Origin of the sequence: Alteromonas sp. S167, assembly GCF_036864375.1 — a bacterium.
Lineage (GTDB): Bacteria > Pseudomonadota > Gammaproteobacteria > Enterobacterales > Alteromonadaceae > Alteromonas.
Genome location: NZ_JAZETR010000002.1, coordinates 200,438 through 219,758 on the forward strand (window position 1 = coordinate 200,438; position 19,321 = coordinate 219,758).

At 39.8% G+C, this 19,321-nt stretch carries 14 protein-coding genes; 6 read left to right on the forward strand and 8 right to left on the reverse strand.

Going from position 1 to position 19,321, the window contains the following annotated elements; genetic code table 11:
- Positions 1-231: 231 nt before the first annotated feature.
- Genes V7R35_RS04140 through V7R35_RS04150 form a run of 3 tightly spaced genes read right to left on the reverse strand, consistent with a single transcriptional unit; the run spans position 232 to position 3,319 of the window.
- Positions 232-1,488 (reverse strand): glycosyltransferase family 4 protein, encoded by a 1,257-nt coding sequence (locus tag V7R35_RS04140; RefSeq protein ID WP_334013441.1) that lies wholly within the window; start codon positions 1,486-1,488, stop codon positions 232-234.
- Between the two features lie 12 nt (positions 1,489-1,500).
- Positions 1,501-2,649 carry a glycosyltransferase family 4 protein gene (locus V7R35_RS04145; protein WP_334013443.1) on the reverse strand — a complete coding sequence of 383 codons (1,149 nt, stop codon included), beginning with the start codon at positions 2,647-2,649 and terminating at the stop codon, positions 1,501-1,503.
- Positions 2,639-3,319, reverse strand: a complete 681-nt coding sequence (locus tag V7R35_RS04150) for a sulfotransferase family 2 domain-containing protein (protein ID WP_334013444.1) — start codon at positions 3,317-3,319, stop codon at positions 2,639-2,641. The genes V7R35_RS04145 and V7R35_RS04150 overlap by 11 nt, the downstream gene beginning before the upstream one ends.
- Before the next feature lie 166 nt (positions 3,320-3,485).
- On the opposite strand from V7R35_RS04150, the gene V7R35_RS04155 reads away from it, so the two are divergent.
- Positions 3,486-4,328: a hypothetical protein gene (locus tag V7R35_RS04155; protein WP_334013445.1), complete on the forward strand. Its 843-nt coding sequence runs from the start codon at positions 3,486-3,488 to the stop codon at positions 4,326-4,328.
- Between the two features lie 98 nt (positions 4,329-4,426).
- Here V7R35_RS04155 and V7R35_RS04160 read toward each other — a convergent pair whose 3' ends face one another.
- Positions 4,427-5,530 (reverse strand): glycosyltransferase, encoded by a 1,104-nt coding sequence (locus V7R35_RS04160; protein WP_334013447.1) that lies wholly within the window; start codon positions 5,528-5,530, stop codon positions 4,427-4,429.
- Complete coding sequence (xrt, locus tag V7R35_RS04165; protein ID WP_334013448.1) at positions 5,527-7,017, reverse strand: exosortase; 1,491 nt, start codon at positions 7,015-7,017, stop codon at positions 5,527-5,529. Before xrt ends, V7R35_RS04160 begins: the two co-directional genes overlap by 4 nt.
- 162 nt (positions 7,018-7,179) lie before the next feature.
- Between xrt and V7R35_RS04170 the strand changes: the two genes are divergently transcribed.
- Genes V7R35_RS04170 through V7R35_RS04185 form a run of 4 tightly spaced genes read left to right on the forward strand, consistent with a single transcriptional unit; the run spans position 7,180 to position 11,843 of the window.
- Complete coding sequence (locus V7R35_RS04170; RefSeq protein ID WP_334013449.1) at positions 7,180-8,328, forward strand: glycosyltransferase family 2 protein; 1,149 nt, start codon at positions 7,180-7,182, stop codon at positions 8,326-8,328.
- On the forward strand, positions 8,328-9,530 hold the full coding sequence (locus V7R35_RS04175; RefSeq protein ID WP_334013450.1) for a DegT/DnrJ/EryC1/StrS family aminotransferase: 1,203 nt from the start codon (positions 8,328-8,330) through the stop codon (positions 9,528-9,530). Before V7R35_RS04170 ends, V7R35_RS04175 begins: the two co-directional genes overlap by 1 nt.
- Before the next feature lies 1 nt (position 9,531).
- Positions 9,532-10,845: a FemAB family XrtA/PEP-CTERM system-associated protein gene (locus tag V7R35_RS04180; protein ID WP_334013451.1), complete on the forward strand. Its 1,314-nt coding sequence runs from the start codon at positions 9,532-9,534 to the stop codon at positions 10,843-10,845.
- Entirely contained in the window at positions 10,845-11,843 is a 999-nt protein-coding gene (locus V7R35_RS04185; RefSeq protein WP_334013452.1) for a polysaccharide deacetylase family protein, read from the forward strand. The genes V7R35_RS04180 and V7R35_RS04185 overlap by 1 nt, the downstream gene beginning before the upstream one ends.
- Positions 11,844-11,846: 3 nt before the next feature.
- Here the strand turns inward: V7R35_RS04185 and V7R35_RS04190 are convergent, their stop codons facing one another.
- Positions 11,847-14,099, reverse strand: coding sequence for a GNAT family N-acetyltransferase (locus tag V7R35_RS04190; protein ID WP_334013453.1), 2,253 nt, complete (start codon positions 14,097-14,099; stop codon positions 11,847-11,849).
- A gap of 3 nt (positions 14,100-14,102) precedes the next feature.
- On the reverse strand, positions 14,103-14,966 hold the full coding sequence (locus V7R35_RS04195) for an XrtA system polysaccharide deacetylase (protein ID WP_334013454.1): 864 nt from the start codon (positions 14,964-14,966) through the stop codon (positions 14,103-14,105).
- Positions 14,967-15,087: 121 nt separating this feature from the next.
- Between V7R35_RS04195 and prsT the strand changes: the two genes are divergently transcribed.
- On the forward strand, positions 15,088-17,847 hold the full coding sequence (gene prsT / locus V7R35_RS04200; RefSeq protein WP_334013455.1) for an XrtA/PEP-CTERM system TPR-repeat protein PrsT: 2,760 nt from the start codon (positions 15,088-15,090) through the stop codon (positions 17,845-17,847).
- Positions 17,848-17,862: 15 nt separating this feature from the next.
- Here the strand turns inward: prsT and V7R35_RS04205 are convergent, their stop codons facing one another.
- Entirely contained in the window at positions 17,863-19,275 is a 1,413-nt protein-coding gene (locus V7R35_RS04205; protein ID WP_334013456.1) for a TIGR03013 family XrtA/PEP-CTERM system glycosyltransferase, read from the reverse strand.
- Between the last annotated feature and the right edge of the window lie 46 nt (positions 19,276-19,321).

The window sequence follows — 19,321 nt, forward strand, 5'->3', positions numbered from 1 at the left end:
AATAATATTTTTTGATTTGCCCTTCTGATTGACTCGAAATACCGATCAATTTAATTGGAATTAAATACTTTGCATTAGCAACTTACTGAGTCACTTAGCCTTTCACAAATTTTTTACAAAAGTTGAATTAACCTGCACTTGGCTAAACAGATTCAGTCGGACAGAGTAACAGTTAACTATCACAATCAGATATTAACTGTGTATATAAGTTGTGACCAGAATCCCCCAAAACTAATTTAACGCACGCATATACGCATCATTAATTCTTTTTCCAATAACATTACTACAAAAGTTCTCCTCTACCCACTCTCTTGCCCTCCTGCGAACACGCCCCCAATCTTCAGACTCACTAAGTAATGCAAGCATTTGCTCTGTTATTTCGTCGGCACTTCGATCATTCACTAAAAATGCACTTTTGCCATCATCTACACATTCAGGTATTCCTCCTGCATTTGTTGCTATAACGATAACCCCAGAAGCCTGAGCCTCTTGAATAACAACAGCTTGAGTCTCCTCATGAAAACCGTCTTTAGCTTTTAGGCTGGGAAGTATAAAAATATGGGTTTTACTGTAAAGCTGTCTGAGCTCTGCATCAGAAAGTCTCTCCAATACTGTAACTTCATTTTCTAGCCTCAACGTCATTATCTCATTGATAATATCTTGCTTGTATGGTCCGTTTCCAGCAATCGTGTAATGTAGCTTAACCCCTTTATTTTTAAGGTTTTTGATAGCACGAAGTGCATATTTATGTCCCTTATCAGGATGAAATCTTCCAACTGTTATAACGTTTAACACATGCTCTGAGTTAAACTCTTTATCACTGAAATGCCACTTTGATAGATCAATACCTTGAGGAATAAGCTCAAATTTTTCTTCCGGAGCACCCAAAGCAACATATTGTTTTTTAGCAAAGTTGGTGTTGGCAAAGATGATACTAGCGAGTTGCGTAATTCGTTTTCGCTCAATGTCTCTTATGTGAGGTACTCCCACAGGCGTTAAACCGTGAAAAGTCATGACAAACGGCGAATCTTTAGCCTTTATTAGTCGGTAACAACGTGCGCTTACTGACTCGATGTGGGAATGCACGATGTCAACATCTAGGTTAATGGCAGGGCTTACTAGTAAATCTACTGCTTTGTGCTTTATGCTAGTTTCTTCTCGCTGCCAAACATCCGAAAGTCGTTTGAAAGAAGAGCCTTTAACGCCTCTTTCTCTATGTTTAATGAAAAATTTAAACAACTCAATTTTCGATGTAGGAACTTTTATGTAGCGCTCAAGCAGGTCATTTTCCGCAATCGCCTCTGAAAAATTGTTAAGCTCAGATTGGAGGCACAAAATTCTATTATCACCTCCATGTTTGTGTATTTGAACTAAATGATTTATCAACCATGGCTGAATAAGGCTTGGAAAAACCTCTGTAAGAGTTAATACATTAACAGCATTTGCTTGAGCTTTTTCAGCCATTGGTTTGAAGTACAGAGTATTCATAAAACTAATCCCTTACTTGCTTGAAATAACAGCGTTCAAACTTTTAATGAGAGCTTCGTGTGTTTTTACCAAAGCATATCGTTTAAATATTTCTTCCCTCGCAAACTGACCATGTTTATTACATGCAGCTGTATCTTTTGCGTAAAACTCTATCTGGTTTGCCGCACTTTCAACGTCACGATCCTTGTAAATTCGTCCACTGCAATTGTGTTTAGTAGCACCGCAAACAGATGGATTATTTGGAACGATGACTGGTAACCCCGCTGCCATGTATTCCAAGATTGAAAGTGAATACCCAACCTCCCCGTTGCTAGGCTGAAATCCAATAGAGAAGTGTGAGAAGTATGAACTAACGTCCTCTACCCTCCCGGGGAAAAAGCAATGTTCTTGTAGACCTAATTCAGCAGCAAAATTCTTAAAATCATCAAGGTGCGGCCCATCTCCACAAAACACATATTTAACGTTTGACATGCCTCTATCTTTTAGGCATTTAATTACACGCAGTGCGAACAATCCTCCTTTGTATCTATTTGCCCTAGCGGCCGTAACGATTGCAAAGTCTCCCTCTTTGGGAAGCCACGCCGCAGCTTTGTTAATTGATTCATCTCCCTTGATTTCAATGCCGTTCTGTACGGTAAAACACTTATCTTTTTTCAAACATCCGGTATTCTGTAATCTTTCTGTAACAAATAGCGTTGCACCGAAAGCCCCGTCAACAGACATAAGCGGTAAATTAGCAAAAAGCGTTTTTACAGCCTTCTTTAATCCTTGGGGTACGCATCTAATTCCAGGTGTATGGTCATGAGTGATGATAAATTTAACCCCACTAATACGGTAAAAAAAGTAACTAATGGATGAGAGTGGATAGTCAGTTAAATAAATAAGTTTTATGTGATGCCGCCGAATCAATCTACAATTACGTATCAGACCAATCACTCCCCCCCTTTTGAAATTATGCGGTAAACAATCTATGGCGCTCGATTGTATTTCAGACGGAACTTTATTAATTTGCGGATATGCTAGAAGAACTTTGTTAGAAGATAGATGTTTAGAAATGGCAACCCAATAGCTTTCCATAAGCCACCATGCATAGCCTACATCCGAGGGCCAATTAGCGACGAGAAGAACATTTCCCTCTAACGTTTTTGATTTAGCTGACATTAACAAATCGCCCGTTCATTACCGACTTTCTATTAAAACCATCGAATCTATAGCCAAAATAAGAAATATCATCAGCATAAAGCTTCGCCACTTTCTGTTTTGCTTCCTCACTGTAAACTTCTTTATATCCGGTTCTGTTTGAGGAATTCTTGTGCGCTAGCTCTTCACTGCCAGCTATATTCCGAGAGATGATGTCATAATCTTCGTTTATTGTTTCGAAGTACGCTAAATAATCAATCATTGGCTTCCCTCGTTTGTCGCAAATAAAACGATATTGAGGCCAGAAATGAATATGAGATTGTAATCGTTCTGGTATAAGCCACTCCATTATAAATTGATTGAAGTCATTTATGTCTCCAAGATTTTCTTCCGCCCAACGTTTGTCATCAACATTCCAGCCACCACCTTTCAAATAGCAAAATGCTGAATAAACTCTGTCCCAAGGGTTTCTTACAAAAGCAAATTTGTAGTACTGTTCGAATGTCTCGGCACCATAAAATACTTTGTATTGCCATGCTTGATAGTGATACGGAAGTGCGTCAAAAAGAGCAAGCGCTACAGATGTTCCAGCCGTCTTTGTTATGTGAACAAAGATGCATTTGTTCTTATCAAATGGAGCTAATGAAAAATTTCCTTTGTCAGACGGGTACACATTAGAACGAAGTTGCATAATTTCATCCGAATGTCGGAGCTTATACAACCACAGCCGCCATTCCTCTGGCACATATTTTCTATACAATTTGGTAATCACGTCTTTACTTAAAAAAAATATTTTAGCTATGTTACAACAGCAATTTTAGTTATTCTATAAAAAAACAAGGATTAAAAAATTCAATATGTTTGTTGCAAAAGAACTGGTATTTACCGAACTACACAAGACAGCCGGAAGCCATATTGGGATGTTACTGGCTAACACTCTGGGCGGGGAACAAATAGGCAAACACAATCGTATACCTGTAGAGCTAAGAAGTAAGTTTGTACTCGGTTCTATTAGAAACCCCTGGGACTGGTACGTATCTCTTTGGGGATACGGTTGTGATGGTAAAGGAAGTGTATTCTTCAACACTACCCGGAAGAATAATGCGCTAGATTCAAGCAATGCGCTCGTGAGAGAAATGTTCGGTTCTTCTCTAACCCCAATGCTTATTTGTAGACAATGGAGACACGAACAAACAAAGCCAACAGAAATTTGGCAATCTGTGTATAAAGACGTAGACGATGTAGAGGGATTTAGGCGCTGGATCAGGTTAATGTTCTCAGAGGAGCGTCGATTTGATATCGGTGAAGGGTTTGGTAACTCACCATTAAGCAGTCGCCACGGCCTTTTGAGCTACCGTTTTTTCAAACTTTTCACAGGAATCGACAGGCAAATCTATGCTAAGAATTTTAATACCACAATGGATGGATTGACTCGCGTGTGGGAAAACTATGGATTTATTAATGCTTTCGTAAAACAAGAATCGCTAGAAGAGGACTTCATAAACGCTCTCATGCTAGCTGGAGTTACTCTGAGTGATACGCAGCAAACAGAGATAAGAAAAGCCAGAGAGAATAAAACCAATACATCGTCAAGAAAGCCATCTAAAGAGTATTATGACGAAGAAACTGCAAACTTAATTTTTGATAGAGAGAGATTCATCATAGACAAATTTAGCTATGATATTTCTGATATATTTTAAGTTCAGATAAGAACGTTAGCACCGCTAGTGCAGGTATGTTTAAACCTTACTTTCTAGAGTTTTTTATCCGAAACCGAGGATTAACATAACACAAAGTGTTATTCAAATTTTCCAACTAGCTCTGTTGAGAGCTTTAAATAAAGGAGTTCAACCTGCTCGGCATTGTGAGAAGCATAGAACTCTTGTGGCAGCGTCGGCGAATGTAAGCTTTCTAATCTATCCAACATATTGGAAAGCGCTTCAAAATACCCCTTTGCAGAGTGCTGCTCAACTAGGCCCTGTGGAAAAGCACTTGTTAGCAAAGGAACTAAACCGCCAACAGCATGAGCAACCAGCGGTTTACCTAGAGCTAGTGCCTCCAACGCTGTCATGGGCAAGCCTTCATGGTCCGACGTCATAACTACAATATCCATAGTTTGAAGCCTGGACCTAATGTCACTACAGTGTCCATGGAAAGTTACAAACTTTTGAATTTCATATGACACGGCCTCCTCTTTGTACTTCTCGAGCATTGGACCATCGCCAAATACGTGAAAGTCTACGACTTGTCTGTAGCGTTTGTCCTCTAAAAGTAACTTAGCAGCAAGTAAAAACAAATCAACGCGCTTAACCTGTACCATCCTACCGATAAGACAAATATGTATACGGTCTGAGAGCCGCTGCTCAACTTTTTGTTGGCTATCTTTCACCACTTCATCAACGTCAATACCGTTCGAAATTGTGTGAATTTTGTCCTTACCGTAAATCAGTGCGAGTTCGGCGGCCAGTGTCTGCGAAACAGAGATAATACCCTTTTGTAAACAACGTCCTATACACTCGTCGACAAAACGCTGAAATCTCTGCTTCCAATTTAAACTGAATTCAGAACTGCCATGCACGGTTTTTACACAAACTATTTTAGTTGAAAGCGCGCATGCTAACCCGCCCAATATGTTTTCTTTTTGTCGGTGGGTATGCACCACGTCAGGATTTATTTGTTTAATTATGCCCTTAATACCTCGTAACAGGTGCAAAAAACTGCGAGATGATTCTGGTAACACGGTTACCTTAACACCAACAGAATTTAGCTCAGATTCAAGGCGGCCAGCATTTAACACCACTGCAAACACATCGTGACGGCGAACTAATTCCTTTAATAAAGTTGCCACCTGAACTTCGGCCCCCGCCCATAAGTCGCCAGATATAATATGTAGTATTTTCATGGGTTATTAGCTAATTTGATGAACTGTTGAAGTTGCGGGCTAGTTTTCCACTCATCAAGCGATTTACACTGTTGCTTGCAAGTCACAATCATTACTAGAGCGTGAGCAGGTTCAGGGTTAAAGGCATATTTCAGCTGTAAAAGCTTGGTGCCGAAATCCGAAGTTGCTATATCGCTTCCTATCTTATAAAACCAAAAAACACGCCCGCGTCCTTGCAGGATTTCAGCACTATTCACTGCGACGTCACCAGTGCCTAATAACTGAACTTTGGATGTTAGCTTTGCGGGACGATTAGCATAGTAGATTAATTCTTTGCCCTGTTCTTGTTTAAAATATGACACAACAAATAAATGTGTCACGTCGTTCATCGACTCATATTTAAAACCTCGAATGCTATCGTAGCCAGTATATTGCCCTCCCCATTGTTCAAAAGAAACGCTATTATCTTCTGTATAACCTTTGAATGCGGTTGGGAAATAAAATTGTGAAGCTACATCGATATTGCGTTCTTTATGAACATTAGAAAGCAAAGGCGCTGCAACCAAAGCAATTGCGGTAAGTAAAGCGATGATACACGATTGTATGCCTATGCTTAATTTGCTCGCTTGTGTATATACACCTAGTTTACTTGTTTCTGCCTGAAGAGCTAGGTTATGGCGCACAGGCGAGCGCTTAACATACCACTCCATAAAAATGAAGTAACTAACAACCAGAACTGCAAAAATCACCCAACCAAAAAATCCATGATCGTTAACTAGGCTACTTTGCATTTCTGAATTGTATGCGATCATCACCAACGCAAACACTCGGATCCAATTACCCACCAAGGCCAAAAAAATTATTAAGAATACTGCTAGTAGTTTATCTCTTGCTCGAACTAGGTTGAGGTAAGAATAAAATAGTCCAATACTCAAACCTGCGAGTATGTAATTAAGTCCGGCACAGCCGCCTGCCACACGCAACGTTCCGAAGGGTAGCTGTATATCGAAATTTTCGATATACGCGGTTATTCCTGCCCCCCTGACAGCGATTGAAACCGCATAGGTAGTGAGGTTTTGGAGCGGCGAAATGAAAACATCCATCACTGGTATTGCAAGATACAGTCCTAACAAAGGAAGCCAAACCTTAAATACGTTCTTGAGCCCAACAAAAGCCAACATTAACGTCGCTACAATGAGTGGTACTACCATTTGTTGAAGCAGTAAAATTTGCACGGCATTGCCAGCTACCCATGCTCCCCCCATAAGAAAACCTATTGGTATCGCCATTTTAGAGGGAGAAAGGCTAGCCCAGTGCCTTTCGGCGTGTAGCGCGTAACAAACGAACAAAATCAGTATGTAGCCATGCGAGTAAGTTTCATTATTCTTTGTCCACAAATCGTGTAGGGAAGCGAGTGTTGACTCGAATGCCCACATGATCGGTGCTAACGAGATTAAAAGTGTACCAATAATACTTATTAGCACTTTGCTATTGTGAGAAACTTTCATTTATTCTTATTACAACTCGTTCTAGGCTCGTTTGAAAAAGACACAAGCAAATTGATTACTTTTTTAACATAACAGATTGCTAAAACGAGGCAAAAGGATTTCTTTTTGCCATCTAACAAGATACATTAACGAATGTTGGTTGCGTTAACCCCAAGGATAAAAATGAAAAGTTTGTTTTGGATACTGTTGGTATTATCCATCTTCAGTTATTTTTTATACCCTTTAATCCTTAGATGCATATTAGTAGCAAAAACAAAAAGTATTTGCCCCCCCCAAACAACAAGGATGGAAAACCTTCCCTTTATAACTTTAATCGTCACAGCATATAACGAAGAAAATAGAATAGAAGACAAAATAGCCAATACGCTGAAACTAGAATACCCCTCTGGCAAGTTGCGTTTGATAGTCGCATCAGACTGTTCAACAGACAGAACCGACGATATCGTGAATGGATACAGCAGCCAAAACGTAACCTTGGTAAGAGCAAAGGAGCGGTTAGGGAAGGAAAATGCCCAATTAACGGCACTAAAAACTGTTGAGCAAGGCATTATTGTATTTTCAGATACGGCAACACAAATCGAGCAAGATGGTCTATTGAAGCTTGCGTCTTATTTTAACGAACCTAATATAGGGGCAATATCCAGCGAAGATCGCTTTATCAGTAAAACCGGTAATATAGCTGGCGAGGGAGCTTACGTAAAATACGAAATGTGGCTGAGAAGGGCTGAGTCACAACTTGCTGGTCTGGTGGGTTTAAGCGGCTCATTTTTTGCGGCTCGTAAAGAAGTTTGTCAAGAATGGGATATACATTCCCCAAGTGATTTTAACACGGCTCTAAATTGTAAACGCCTGGGGTTAAAAGCTGTTACAGCAGATAACGTATTGGGTTTCTATACAGATCTCTCTGACCCGGCGAAAGAGTATGCGCGTAAGGTGCGTACAGTTATACGTGGTATGACAGCGCTAGAAAGACATCCAGACGTATTGAACCCGTTTAAATTCGGCTTATTCAGCTTTCAAGTTTGGGGGCACAAGGTGCTTCGATGGACTGTACCTTGGACATTGCTAGCCCTTTTACTTGTAACACCGTTTTGTATTGCTCAATTTTACAGTATATACACACTAGCGCTTAGTGGGCAGGTTGTTTTTTACGGTGTAGCTCTCGCCGCTCATTTTGTCCCAACACTTTGTAAAAGTGGTCCAATAAAATTAATCTACTTTTTTACTCAAGTGAATATTGCTCTCTTTGATGCCAGCATTAAATTTTTTAGAGGTAAAAGAATGACTGTCTGGCAACCATCTGCAAGATAATGTGGTCCCTAACTCCCCCTGTAGGTACAAAAGCAATATTTACTGCCAAACAGTGTCGCTCGTTTGACAAGTTAGCCAATGTGGAAGATTATGTTTTGGTCAATTCTGGAACAGCTGCTCTCGCGCTGTCATTAATTATTGCTAAAACCACTAACCCAGAAAAAAACGAAGTGATATTACCTGCTTATGGCTGTCCTGATTTGGTTGCCGCCATCGAGTATGCAGATTTAATTCCGGTTATTGTTGACATTACCGCTCTGCCTTATTCCTATTGTAATGAATCACTTACAAAAAGTGTTAATAAAAGAACTCTGGCAGTTATATGCCCCACCTTATTGGGAATACGCATGCCACTTGCCTACCTTAGGAACAGATTAGGCAAGAATATTTTGATAATCGAAGACAACGCTCAGTGGTTACCTTCCTCCAATTCACGTACAGAGGCCCCCGCAAAGAAGCCAATTGAGCTATTTGATAGCAGTTTTGAAAATGCAGATATGTCAATTGTCTCCTTTGGTAGAGGTAAGCCTGTCAATCTGTTAGGAGGAGGGGCATTGTTTTTACACAACAAAGCTCTTTCCGATTTTTTCAAACAAGCGATACATTACAATATCAACACAGTACCATCGCTAGTGGGAGATGATGAATTCACAACAAGTATTAAATACCAGTTAAATGCTCGATTATTCAATCTATTGTGCACCCCTATCTTTTATAGACTAGCAACTAAACTTCCTTTCTTATCGGTTGGAAAAACAGCATTCCACCCACTTATCAAAATTGAACCAATGGGTGATGACCAGCGGCTATTGCTTTCCAGCGCAGTTGATAGATATTTGGATTTTTTTCCAATGGCAGAACATAAATTAAGGCGATCGCTACCTCAAAATAAAATAGCAGCGCAAACTAATAATCGGCTTCTGAGGTACCCCTTATTGTGTCGCTCAAAAAGTGAACGTGACTTACTGATCAAAAAATTAAACCGCTCTGGAATTGGAGCTTCACCTTTCTATAATGCACTTTTGACAGACATTGAGGGAGTTGATACAAAATTGAAACAATATTCCACAGTCTCACATGCTAAAGTACTTTCTGAAAATATGTTAACCCTACCCATTCACCAAGGGATGAGCCCTGCCTGTGTAGATTTAATGGTCATGACTATTAAAAACGAATTACAAATACTAGAAAGCGTGACGTAAAGTGAACAGTAAGATAGCAGCAAAAATTGAATATTTAGAAGCGGAAGAAAAACGTCTTAAAGCTGAAAAAGGGGCTATCGGAAGCCAATTCAAGTATTTGAGTCGTGATACAGATGCATTTTTTGAGTTAAAAAAAGAAATGCAAGTGAATAGTGAAAACCTAAAGCAAACAGTGTTAAAGCTGAAAGAGCTACGCAAGCAAGCGAAAATAGATAAGAAAGAGCTCTTAGAACCAGTAAAGCCTCCTTTTTTTGAGAAAACCACTGAGGTGTTTACAGGTGACATACAATACGAAACTTACCAGCCTGATAATGTGCCTGACGCTTGGTGGACGTTTTTAGAGAGAAACTCAGCGAGCTTTTATCACTCAAAATTGTTTATGTCGTTGCTTGAGAAAAGCTTCTCTCTAACTGCTCACACACTCATAGCGTTCAACAAATACAATGAGATTATAGGCGGTCTACCACTGTTCGTTACCAAGAGTGCCCTGTTTGGAACATTTGCAACGTCAATTCCCCATGTCAATTACGGTGGCCCAATATCTCCTAAAATTAACGTGTGTACAGGGCTTATGGAGCAATTACCAGCTTTATGTTCACAACTTAATGTTAAGAATATTCAAGTTCGCAGTTTACAAAAACTGGGCGACTGGCCAGTGTCAACAAAAAAAGTATCCATGCTTCGAGCGCTTCAAGGCGACAAGCAATCGTTTGATGCATCTATTGGTGCAAAAGTGAGAGCACAAGCCAAAAAAGCGGAAAAATCAGGCCCATCTATAAAATTTGGCTCTACTGAACTATTAAATGATTTTTACAAAGTATTTAGTCAAAACATGCGAGATTTGGGCACGCCGGTTTATGCTAAGACATGGTTTGAGAACTATCTAGAAATGTTTCCCGAAGCGTCAGAAATTTGTGTTGGTTGTATTAAAGGCACGCCAGTGTCTTGTGGCTTTCTTACCTATCACAACAATGTAGCAGAGATCCCTTGGGCATCGACGCTTCGAAAAGCGAACCGATATGACATGAACATGTGGATGTACTATCAAATCCTGATACGCTGTATTGACAGAAAGTTCCAATGGTTTGATTTTGGCCGTTCAACCCGGGAGGCAGGGACCTTCAAGTTCAAACGCCAATGGGGGGCTAGAGAATTTCAACACTATTGGTACAACGCCACTCGCAATGGCTTCGAACTGAAAGAAGGCTTAAATCCCGATAATCCCAAGTTCAAACTGCCAATTTCTATTTGGAAGCATCTACCCGTTGATGTGACAAATTTCATTGGACCTATGGTGGCAAAGGATTTGGTGTGATGAAAAATTTATTAGCAAAAAGTATAAACGCAGTACCTCCTAGTTTGTTCAGGTACTTTATTGGTAGTTATGTCCCTATTTTTATGTTGCATCGGGTCAAGAGTTCTGCATCGCCGAAGGCAGGACATGACCCACTTTTTTTAAGGAAATGTTTAGCTTATATCAGGAAGAAAAATTACAACCCAATTAGTCTAGAAGACTTAGCTAATCTAATAATAGAGCAGGAAAATATACCTCCTAGGACGGTCGTTTTTACTATAGATGACGGTTTTAAAGACAACATTGTTGACGCTGGCGACATTTTTTCTGAGTTTGAAATTCCGCTAACTTGTTTCGTAATATCTGGCTTTGTAGACGGCAGTTTGTGGCCCTGGGACGACCAGCTTGAATTCGTTTTCGGCACAAGCAAATTCGTGCCAAAATCAATTTCCTTACCAAATGGTGATAAGTTTAGCCTCTATAAAAAAGATGGAAGCCGTGTATCAGTGAGCGAGTTTAGAAATCATTTAAAGACAATTCCTCAATCCAATTTATACTTTTGGATGAAAGAAAAGTTGTATCCAGCATTTGAAATGAATGTACCGAGTCACCCCCCAAAGGCATTTTTACCCGCAAATAAAGAAGAAATAAAACGATTTATAAGACAAGGTCACCAAATCGCCCCTCATACACAAACTCATCGCATTTTGTCTCAGTTAAAAGACACAGAAATCAGAGAAGAACTAAGAAACTCTTTGCTTTATCTGGAGCAAACCTTCTCTTCGGTGAGTAAAGTATTTGCCTATCCAACTGGTAGAGAAGCCGACTATAACTTGAGAACGGCAAAAATTTGTGAAGATCTAGGCTTCAAGGCTGCTGTAACAACCACACCGAGGCCATGGACACAAGACTCACACCTCTTTATGATGCCACGCTACTCTATGCCATCTTCTTTTTTCGATTTTTTGCAATATGCAGGGCCAATTGAAGCTACAAAGGATTTCTTGAGAAGCTACTAGCACTCAGCGCTGGCGAGTCGATACTCTTCTTATCGCTCTTCTAAAAATCGATCGTAATTGATTGTAGGATGTAACGATAGTGGGTATCTTATCCTTGTTCCACCACGTAGCCCATACCACAGGTCCGGTAAGTACATAGATTAAGCGATGCGTTATTGAGCGTATTGGTTCTTTGTCTTCTAATCTAGATATAGTGTCGCCCAATCCATTTACAAAATAAATACCTGTAGATTGTTCCCATGCACGTGGATTGACTGCTATCCCGTGACTCAAATAGTATGTTACTAATACGTTGCTGACATTACACTGACTATCAAACCAATTACACATTCCCAATCTCGGATTCGTTTCTATATAAAGGTATTGATTTTTTTTAGAGCAAAACTTGAACTCCCACATGCCAGGGCCTTGATAACCAATAGCCGCTCCCATCTCCGCTACGATCGCTTTTATGTGCGGATTATGTTCACTATACGCCATTGACGTTACGCCAAAATGAGATGGAGTTGTACCTAATCTTCTAAACGTAAAAGCACATACAAGCTTGTTATTGGTATCAAAAGTCGCATTACAGACCCATAGATTCTCATCTGGACCGTCAATTAGTTCTTGTGCGACAAACAATTCTAATTGATTTCCAAACAATTCATAAAAGCTTTCTAGTTGTTGTTGTTTCTCAACAATTATATTTTTCGCTTTTATTACAGCATACCCTTTAAAGTCTTTAGGCTTAATAATGATTGGTAAATCGAGGTCATCAAATGGACGTTCACTTGTCGTGTCCCAAACGGACGAAGGGATTGGTATATTATGTTTATCAGCGAATGCTAGTTCTCGCTGTTTATCATTAAGAATATGAATCAACTCACCAGATGGGAATATAACTTTAATTTTATCAGGAAACTGTTCATTATAACTTTCCACAAAATTTGCAGCTCTATCCGAACAACTATAAAGCGGAATATTATCATCAATCTCACTCGCTAACGTTTGCAAGTGCCCTAGAATTCGCTGTTCCCATGATGAATCTAGTTCTTCAATGATAAGTCTGAAAGAGGCATTACTTAAAGCAGCTAAATCTCTCGTGTTAGGGCAAATAACGACTACTTGAATCTCGGCTTCATTTAGTGCTCTAACGACCCCTAAACCGTTCAATCCGTTGGCTAACACTACTGCATATCTACCTGCACATGAGCGTCTTAACTGTCGATTCACAAACGCTCTGCGCTGTTGAATCTCTTTGTTTCGCCGACCACAGAGCATACGTATAACAAATTTGGTCGCACCAAAAGTATTTCTCGAAATCCATAATACGCTCTCAACAGAAGTACTAGTGTTACTAACCCTAACTTTATATGGTTCCTCTCCTCGAAGTAGACAAATACTGTTGACGCCAATCTCATTCAAGTTCAGTTGCAAATAACGAAACAAAATCATCCCCAAACCGAGATTGCGATAGTTGTCATCAAACGCTGGAGCATAATACTGCAATTGCTCACCTGTCTTAAAGCTTAATACACATGCGGCAAAATGATTGTCCAAGTATAGTACCGAACAAATCAGCTGTGACTTTAATGACATCAATAATTCAATAATATCCGCTCGACTGGAAGCTGCGTTAAAAGAAGTTATGCCATGGTGTGACTCGTGAAGATTTAAAATCTTCTCTAATAAATCCTCGGTGATTTGAGCATTCAAGTCGTAAGATATTTTATGAGACGCCTGAGCTTTTCTCATTCGTCTTTCAATATCCGATGCTAACCTTGGGTCGATATGTTGCTCATTTCCTAAATTTTGAAAGACATAGTTCGTACCGTAAGAAAGTCGCTCAAAGTTTTCATTTTGAAGTGACAAAAAATGTTCTGTTCTTGACTTGGGTGGAGGAAATTCTATTTTTAGTACGTAATCTTTGAAATAAGACTCCAAAAAGCGACCAAATTGGTCGGCCAGCTTTTCGAGATCTTCTTGTTCATCAAACAAGAACTCATGGTAGTCTGTGAACGATTTTGCTATGTGTTCCAAACATTTGACATGAGGTATCTTTGAGGAAAATTCAGATTTTTGTAACGGAATTACACAACGCACATTACCATCATCAACGCCCAATATCACTAAAGGTGATTTCGCTCGTTGCATATGGTGATTTATCCATTCCAATGAGATAAATATAGAATTCACTTCGACCTGATACAGTGAGTACCATTGCTCACGCCATTCATTCAACTGGTCTGGATTTGAAATGACTAAGAATTTCATTGACTAATTTGTGGACTTTGCATTTGCCGCCTTTAACCACGTATCGAATAAAGGGTACTCATCACCGCCTAAATAACACTCCTGCATTGTTCCCCACGAGAAATCATTGCACAATCTGCGTAACTTATTTGCGGCATGCTTTTGATTTACATTATGTCTAAATTGAGATTTGAAATCGCCAGGAAGTCTCGGTTGCTCTGGGTCAAATTCCCAGGGATGCGTATAAAAATTCGCGGGACCACCTGAAAGCAAGCTCTTGTTTAAAAGGAACTTGAAAAAAGCATATGGCAAAAGCCTAAAATATCCACCGCCGCCCGCAGGAAGTGTTTTGCCCATCAATTTACATGTAGTGACAGGGATTTCCAAGAGCCCATTACCTAGTCGGTAAGGAGTTGAAGGAGCATTAGGAACTCCATATAAATCGTGATTAATTGGGTATGAACTGGAGCTGTAGTGATAGCCCGCAAGCGCAATCTCTTCATGAGCCCAATCATTGTCATGCCTAATTGAGAAGCATGGTGCGCGGAAACCCAATACAGCACTGCCGCTCACGTCCTCTAAAATTTTTTTAGCGCTTTGAATATCTTGACGAAACTCTTCTTGTGACTGACGCGTAATATGCTGATGCATAAACCCATGGCTAGCTAACTCATGCCCTTGATTAACTATCTTTTTTATAACGTTGGGACACGATTTAGCAACCCAACCCAATGTAAAAAATGTTGCTTTGACATCATGATGCTCAAAAACTTCTAACAAAATATCTATCTGACCTTCTAGACGAGACTTAAAGCTTCCCCATGAAGATACAGAAACTTGGTTTGCAAAAGCTTCAACTTGGAAATATTCCTCAACGTCCACTGTCATAGCGTGTAAAGATTCCAAAGCTAAAAAAACCTTTTAAATAGGTAAATAATGCGAGTAGTATTGCACGGAAGCAACTTATAGCCAAGCCCCTAATATAATTAAGCGAAGGAAGAACAGCTTTATGTCCAGCAGTAAATTTCCTATCATTCTAGTTTCCATCATACCACTTCTTTTCGCATGTCAACCAGTTGTAGACGATGAAAGAGTACGTCACGAAATAGCACGAGAAATAGAGAATAAAAATTTCAACAAAGCGGAAATAAAAATTAAGTCTCTTCTTACAGAAAATCAAGACGATGCAGAAATGAGAAAGCTGCTCGCAGAAGTATTGTATGAAAGAGGAAACTATTCAGCTTCTGTCAAAGAGTTTTCTTATGCTATATCTCTCGGTATAGACGATGTTGATACTCGGGTCTCACAATTGAAAGCTAACCTTAGAGCATCAAACTATGACGAAGTATTGTCATTCAACCACAGAATTTACGAACTTTCTGCCGCCTCTCTGGCTGAGGTCTATGTATTGAAAGGAATAGCTGCGGTGCGAGTTGATGCTATTGAAGATGCGTACACTTATTTTAACAATGCAATCGAAACAGCATCAGACTCGCAGTTTTCTTATATGAGTAGAGCATACCTCGCTTCTAGCGAGGAGAATTGGGAAAACGCTCTGCTAGCTATTAATGAAGCCATCAATGTTGATTCAAATTTGAATGAGGCTTACTTAATGAAGGGACAAGTTCTAAGTAATTTAGAGCGCTTTGAGGAATCCATGTATGCATATAAAAAGTACTTCGAATCTCGCCCGCAATCTCACGAAGCTAAACTTATCTATGTAAATAGCTTAATACAAAACAACAGATTTGATACAGCAACCCCACTGGTAGCACAATTATCTGACAACTTCGGCAAGCATCCAGTTATAAGTCAGCTTAAAGGCGTGCTGGCTTTTGTAAAAAATGACTTTCAAAACGCCAAGATACATACTGATGAAGCCATAGCTGGGGGATTACAAACGCCCGTTTCACTAAGTATCAATGGAATAAGTGCCCACGAGTTAGGGCTTTATGAGCAAGCGTATCGCTCATTGCGAGCTGCTGCTCCTAACCTGCCCGAGGACCACCCTGCGAAAAAGCTATTATTTATAACGCAAACACAACTTGGGTTCAACGAAGAGGCCTCTGAGACTTTTAGTGGGACAAAGTTTGAAACATCCGATGCAGATATCGTTTCCATTACGGGTTTGTCCCTAGCAAGATCTGGCAATACTGAGGTGGCAGAAGATGCACTACAATTATTGATGGGATTTGACGGGCTGTCGGAGAAAAGTCTTGCGCGAAGAGGTATGCTTCGCCTCCAACTTAAAGACCTTAGCGGAATTGAAGATTTAAAGGCAGCTCTAGTAACAGCCCCACAGCTTGAGGGAGCGCAAGTAGCTCTTTTTGATGCCTATTTAAAAGTTGAGGACTACGATAGTCTTATTGAGTACGCTCAGAATCTCGTTAATGATAACCCACAGTCAGTTACTGGTTATAACATGCTAGCAAGAGGACTTGTTGCAAAAGGTTTGGAAAACAAAGCGCGGAAAGCATTCGACAAAGCTTTAGAAATTGATCCTATTAACCCCCCGTCACTTATTTTTAAAGCTTCCGAACTTTCTAAAAAAGGGGACTTTGTTGGAGCCGCCAGTACAATTGAGCCCTTAGTACTCAACCGTCCGAGTTACATATATGGCCTAAAACTATATTACCAATTTCTTTCAGATGCTGGTGAGTCAGAAAAAGCATTAAGAGCTTTAGAGAATGCAGCAGACGCTGCGCCTGACTCCGATGAACATAAGTTTCTACTCGCAACTGTATATTTTGCCAGAGAAATGATACAAAAATCACAAGAGCAGCTGTTGAATATTCCACAAAGAAAATCATTGCCGAACAACTATTGGTTGTTGTTAGTCGAAACTTATCTTTTTGAGCCAAATTGGGCCAAAGCTGCAGGTGCCTTAAAAACCTGGATTACCATGGACCCGTTCAATGAATATGCTCATGTTTATAGGGTTGCTTTGCTTCAACAAACGGCACAAACAGATACCGTACGTGTAGCACTTGCAGAAGCACTTGCTGCGTTACCGCGCTCAAATACGTTGAAACTTCTTAAAGTCCAATTAGATATTGAGGCTGGTAATTTTGCAAAAGCACGATCTTCATTGAAAGAAGTAGAAAGAACCTCTTCCACAAAAACTGCCTATGACGGAATTGAAGCATTCTTTGAAGTGTTGAGTAATGAGTCAGATGCAACGAGTGAAAATAGATTGTTGTCATTTTATGAAACTTACCCGACGAAATTTGCTGTAAAAGCAATTATCACGAGTTACAAGCAACTACGTGACAAAGAGAAATTACTTTCATTCCTTCAAAAGCGAATAAATGATTTCCCAAGAGATTTTTTTAGCAGAAAAATGTTGGCTGACGCATTGTTCACTCAGTTTCCCGACAAAGCAATTGAGCACTACACACTACTTAATAAAGTTGATCCTTACGACTTACTAGTTATCAATAACCTTGCTTGGCTGCTTTACGAGAAGCATGACTTGGTTGCTGCGAGTGCGATTATAAACGATGGGCTTGCTATACGGGACGACGTCCCTTTCATATTGGACACCGCAGGTACAATCGAACTAGCGAAAGGGAATAATCAAAAGGCTGTTGAGTTATTTGAAAGAGCCTACAACACCTCACCATCACCAAGCATTATTATCAACCTTGCCTCAGCTTTAATTGAAACTAAACAAGAGAAGCAAGCAAGAATACTACTTGAACAAATACCTGACGGTATTGAGACTACGTTGAAGCGTAAAAAAGAGAAGTTATTATTGAAGCTTCAATGATAAATTGGAAAAGGGCTACCGCCCTTTCCCAAACAAAACAACTTCAACTGTTCTAATAAGTATGAGCAAATCAAGCAACAAGCTTTGATGTTTCACATAATACAAATCAAACTTAAGCTTTTCCATAGAATCCTCTACACTAGCGCCGTAGGGATAGTTTAATTGTGCCCAGCCGGCTAAACCAGGCTTAACGTTGTGCCTCTGGTTGTAGTAAGGCACTTCTCTCACCAATTGTTCTACAAACTCTGGTCGTTCAGGGCGCGGACCAATAAAAGCCATTTCACCTTTAAACACGTTTAGTAACTGCGGTAACTCATCTATCCGATACTTTCGAATAAAGTGACCAATTCTAGTTACCCTATCGTCGTTTTTACTAGCCCACTTTGCACCGTCTTTTTCAGCATCGGGTCTCATACTTCTGAATTTTATTATGTTAAATAACTTACCATTCTGCCCTACTCTTTCCTGTTTATAAAAAACTGAAACGCCCGTTCTTTTCCCGTCGTCTACATATATAAATAACGCAGTGAAAAGCATTATAGGCCAAACAAAAAACAGCACGAAACACGCTAATAACGCATTCAATGAGTAATCTAAAGCATCCCGAAGATAGTTCTGACTGTGGAATCCGTTGGAATATATCACCCAACTTGGATACATGAGGTTCACGACAATCTGCCCCGTCTCGCGCTCCATAAAATCTAGCAGCTCCGTAACTTCAATCCCTCTCAAACGGCAATCAAAGAGTACTTCGACAGGTAAGGTGCCCCGTCTTTGATCGCAAGCTATTACGATTTCTTCAATGTCATTATCAATTACAAATTGCTGGAAACCTTCGTCGATCTTAAGATGTATGATCTTTTCTTTTTTAATACCCTCTTCTCTATTATCACCTGGTATTGGAATAAACCCTATTAAGTCGAAGCCAATCCTATCGACATCTCTCCTCATTCGCTTTTCAATAATTGATGCTCTCTCACCAGCCCCGAGTACCAAAATACGAACTTTTCCCAACCCAAGAAGACCAAGTCGATTAGTAAAATATCTAAATACAACTAACGTAACTATTATTGATGAGACTGATGTAGGCAAAAAGTAGGAGTCCATAATTAAGCTATCGAAAAAAGCTCTACTCACTACTTCAACAAGAAAGTAGCTCAAACCAACACTTACAAAAATACGTCTAATTATCCCTCTAAACGTCTCCCTAAGCTTAGCTTCATAAAGGCCAACGGATAACGAGCAAAGCAGTATAAACACTGCTAATAAGGCAACATTTACTATAAGCTTTTCTACTGGTACGGACGACGAAATACCAATTTGTACTAGGATGAAATGAGAGATATAACTCATGTACCCTATTAGCAACGCCTCTGTCGCAACCAAGATGTTAGAACGCTTGTTTTGCTTATTTTTCTGTGCAGGCACTGTCAATTCCCTGTAAAACTTAAAACATTAACCGTATGATAAACAA

Excerpts from the sequence above, each read along its gene's own strand:
- xrt (WP_334013448.1), bottom strand. The coding sequence starts at position 7,017 with ATGAAAGTTTCTCACAATAGCAAAGTGCTAATAAGTATTATTGGTACA.
- V7R35_RS04185 (WP_334013452.1), top strand. The coding sequence starts at position 10,845 with ATGAAAAATTTATTAGCAAAAAGTATAAACGCAGTACCTCCTAGTTTG.
- V7R35_RS04170 (WP_334013449.1), top strand. The coding sequence starts at position 7,180 with ATGAAAAGTTTGTTTTGGATACTGTTGGTATTATCCATCTTCAGTTAT.
- V7R35_RS04145 (WP_334013443.1), bottom strand. The coding sequence starts at position 2,649 with ATGTCAGCTAAATCAAAAACGTTAGAGGGAAATGTTCTTCTCGTCGCT.
- V7R35_RS04160 (WP_334013447.1), bottom strand. The coding sequence starts at position 5,530 with ATGAAAATACTACATATTATATCTGGCGACTTATGGGCGGGGGCCGAA.
- prsT (WP_334013455.1), top strand. The coding sequence starts at position 15,088 with ATGTCCAGCAGTAAATTTCCTATCATTCTAGTTTCCATCATACCACTT.
- V7R35_RS04150 (WP_334013444.1), bottom strand. The coding sequence starts at position 3,319 with ATGCAACTTCGTTCTAATGTGTACCCGTCTGACAAAGGAAATTTTTCA.
- V7R35_RS04140 (WP_334013441.1), bottom strand. The coding sequence starts at position 1,488 with ATGAATACTCTGTACTTCAAACCAATGGCTGAAAAAGCTCAAGCAAAT.
- V7R35_RS04155 (WP_334013445.1), top strand. The coding sequence starts at position 3,486 with ATGTTTGTTGCAAAAGAACTGGTATTTACCGAACTACACAAGACAGCC.
- V7R35_RS04175 (WP_334013450.1), top strand. The coding sequence starts at position 8,328 with ATGTGGTCCCTAACTCCCCCTGTAGGTACAAAAGCAATATTTACTGCC.
- V7R35_RS04195 (WP_334013454.1), bottom strand. The coding sequence starts at position 14,966 with ATGACAGTGGACGTTGAGGAATATTTCCAAGTTGAAGCTTTTGCAAAC.
- V7R35_RS04190 (WP_334013453.1), bottom strand. The coding sequence starts at position 14,099 with ATGAAATTCTTAGTCATTTCAAATCCAGACCAGTTGAATGAATGGCGT.